Consider the following 3,371-nt stretch of genomic DNA (forward strand, 5'->3'; position numbering starts at 1 on the left):
GGTAAGAAAGTGCGCGTAGTGTCAATGCCATCGACCGATGCGTTTGATAAACAAGACGCAGCTTACCGCGAAGCCGTACTACCAGCAGCCGTGACTAAACGTATTGCAATTGAAGCAGGTATCGCCGACTTCTGGTACAAGTACGTTGGTTTTGGCGGCAAGATCATTGGTATGACTACTTTCGGTGAGTCAGCACCGGCGGAGCAATTGTTCAACATGTTCGGCTTTACAACTGAAAACGTGGTGAAACAAGCACAAGAGCTGCTTGCTTAAGTCTTCTTATTTTTAATGCAAAAGCCCAGCGAGTCATTCGCTGGGCTTTTTTGATCTTGATGTTTATGGTGCTTTCCATTCCTCAGGACAGGCTTGACGTAGCGCGTCGATAAACAGACGCAGTTTGAGCGGATGTCTGCCTGCTGGATAATGACAACTAATTTCAGTGGGTGGCGACAACCATTCTGGCAAACATGCTTGCACACTGTTTGGGTGCGCTTGTTCAAAGCCTTTGGCAAACCATGTCGGCAGTAAGCCGATGCCTCTTCCTTTGGCTATCGCATCCGCTTGCATAGCTAAATTATCACTCTGCAAGCGGCTTGTGAGCGCAGGTAAAAGATAGCTGCCGTGAATAGGATGGATGAGAGCCAAGGCTTCTTGGCGAAAAGCGATAAAATCAATCCAAGGATGTTTGACTAGATCTTGTGGATGCTCTGGCATGTCGTTATTGGCAAGATAGTGTGGCGACGCATAAGGTGAATATTGCCAATGGCCGAGCAATTCACGTCTCCAGCCTTGTTGAGCAAACGGGCCAATCCAAATCAGTAAATCAGGCTCAAGATGCGACTCTTCTGCCACATATTGGCTGTAGAGTCGAATGTTGATTTCGGTGTGGGTTTGCATGAATTGATCCAATACATTGCTCAACCAGCCACGAATTAAATTCGGATGAACCACCAAGGTCATTTCACCGCTGATTTGGTTATTAAACTCTTGCAGTGCTTCATGGCTTTTTTCTGCTAATTCAAGCAGTTGCTCTGTATAAACTGCAAAAACTTGCCCAGCTTTAGTCAAAGTTAGACGGTTGCCTTGCCGAGCAATTAAGGCTTGTCCGAGATCGTTTTCCAAAGACGCCAAACGTCGACTGAGGGTAGACTTAGGCTGTTCCAGCGCTTTCGCCGCCGCTGTCAGGCTTTTGTATTGACAGAGAGCATGGAAAGCTTTGATCGCACTGAAATCATGCATAAGTAAAATGGCCTTTTAATCTAATCATCACTGTGTTCCATATTCGGTATCGACCATTCCATCTGTCTATCTATCTCAATCATCAAAATTATGAATAATTCACCTCTGAAATTAATAATCATTATCATTTAAAGGAGTGGTACATGTCCAGACTCAATCCGCTGAATGTTGCAATTACTGCGGCGCTCGGGTTATTCACCTCATCACACGTTTTCGCTGAAGAAATTCAATCTTATGAGAAATTAGTGGTGACGGCGGCTGGTTTTGAACAAACACAAGCGCAGGCTCCAGCGAGTATCAGTGTGATTACACGAGAAGAGTTGCAATCACGTTATTATCGTGATGTAACCGATGCACTGCGCAGTGTGCCGGGCGTGTTGGTGACTGGAGGTGGTGACAAAACAGACATCAGCTTGCGCGGTATGAGTTCAAACTACACCTTGATGTTAGTCGATGGTAAGCGTCAATCGTCACGTCAAACTCGACCAAATAGTGATGGCCCAGGTATTGAGCAGGGATGGATGCCACCACTGCAAGCCATTGAACGAATTGAAGTAATTCGTGGCCCAATGTCGACTTTATATGGCTCAGATGCCATTGGTGGTGTGATCAATATCATCACACGAAAAGATAATCAAGAGTGGTCAGGCAGTGTTCAGTTGGATACGGTTTTCCAAGAAAATCGCGATTCTGGCGATCAGAACAGCGTCAACTTTTTCCTGACAGGGCCACTGGCCGACAATCTTTCTCTGCAAGTTTATGGACAGAGCACCGAGCGCGATGAAGATAAGATTGAACGTGGCTACCAAGACAAAAGCTTAAAAAGTTTAACTTCAAAGTTGAACTACCAACTTAATGAGCAGCATGATCTGACTTTTGAAGTGGGTACTTCCGCACAAGATCGCCGAGGCAATGTAGGGTTATCCGTGCCAACGACAGGTTGTAAAGGTGGGTGCGAAGACAGCTTAAACGAATACCGTAGAACCTATATTTCCCTTTCTCACCAAGGGGATTGGGGCGACTATGGTGTGTCGGATACTTATGTCCAACGTGAAGTAAGTAACAATAAAAGCCGTGAGATGGAGATCATCAATACGGTGGCTAAATCAAGCTTAGTGGTGCCATTGACTAACAATACGGCAACCGTAGGCATTGAGGCTTCACATTCAAAGTTAGAAGATTTTACCTCAAATAAAGCCTCTGATTTAACTCAGATTGAAAGCACTCAATGGGCGGCGTTTGTTGAAGACGAGTGGCGCATGACCGAGTCGTTTAACCTAACCTTAGGTGGCCGTGTTGACCACGATGAAAATTATGGTTCTCATTTTAGCCCAAGAGCGTATGGCGTGTGGACCATCAATCCAGCGTGGATTCTGAAAGGTGGCGTGGCAACGGGTTTCCGTTCACCGCAGCTCAGAGAAGTCACGCCAAATTGGGCGCAGGTGAGTCAAGGCGGTAATATTTACGGTAATCCAGACTTAAAACCCGAAACCTCGATTAACAAAGAGTTGGGGTTGATGTACCAAAATGGAGAGGGTCTTAACGCGAGTTTGACTTTCTTCCATAATGATTTCAAAGACAAAATTACCCGTGTTGTGTGCCCCAACCACATTTGTACTGCAGGTCCGAACGAGTGGGGCTCTGATCCCACTTATCGAGTGAACGTTGATGAAGCGTACACGCGTGGGGTCGAAAGTACGCTCGGTTTACCTATCACAGAAACGGTTTATTTCAACGCGAGTTATACCTTTACTGACTCAGAGCAAAAAACCGGAAAATATCAAGGTATGCCACTTGAGCAACAACCTGAACATCGCTTCAGCGCTGATATTGATTGGCAAGCGACTGACAACTTGAGCAGTTGGTTGAAGCTGACTTATCGTGGAAAAGAGAGCAACCCAGTCACTGGCCCTTCTCGTAGCAGCTTGATTGAGCCAGCTTATCAGTTCATCGATACTGGCATCACTTACGCGCTTTCTTCTCAAGTAAGCTTGAAAGGTGCGATTTACAATCTACTCGATGAAGAAATTTCATACCAAGAATATGGCTATGTAGAAGATGGACGTCGTTATTGGTTAGGTATTGACGTTAATTTTTAAACCATCAATACCGCAAGTAAAAATCCGCCTTCT

General features: G+C 45.5%; 3 protein-coding genes. 2 read left to right on the forward strand and 1 reads right to left on the reverse strand.

Features of this window, described 5'->3' with window-relative positions; genetic code table 11:
* The coding region (locus tag PL85_RS18190) for a transketolase-like TK C-terminal-containing protein (RefSeq protein WP_272871950.1) at positions 1-273 on the forward strand (273 nt) is incomplete at its 5' end.
* A gap of 63 nt (positions 274-336) precedes the next feature.
* On the opposite strand, the gene PL85_RS18195 is transcribed toward PL85_RS18190, so the two are convergent.
* A complete protein-coding gene (locus PL85_RS18195) occupies positions 337-1,239 on the reverse strand; it encodes a LysR family transcriptional regulator (protein WP_064624334.1) in 903 nt (300 codons plus the stop codon).
* A 143-nt stretch (positions 1,240-1,382) separates the two neighbouring features.
* On the opposite strand from PL85_RS18195, the gene PL85_RS18200 reads away from it, so the two are divergent.
* The gene (locus tag PL85_RS18200; RefSeq protein WP_115339483.1) at positions 1,383-3,338 is read left to right on the forward strand and encodes a ligand-gated channel protein; all 1,956 of its coding nucleotides are present in this window, start codon (positions 1,383-1,385) and stop codon (positions 3,336-3,338) included.
* Positions 3,339-3,371 lie beyond the last annotated feature (33 nt).

The organism is Vibrio anguillarum (assembly GCF_001989995.2).
GTDB lineage: Bacteria > Pseudomonadota > Gammaproteobacteria > Enterobacterales > Vibrionaceae > Vibrio > Vibrio anguillarum.

Coding starts and splice junctions, on each gene's coding strand:
- PL85_RS18200 (WP_115339483.1), top strand. CDS start 1,383: ATGTCCAGACTCAATCCGCTGAATGTTGCAATTACTGCGGCGCTCGGG.
- PL85_RS18195 (WP_064624334.1), bottom strand. CDS start 1,239: ATGCATGATTTCAGTGCGATCAAAGCTTTCCATGCTCTCTGTCAATAC.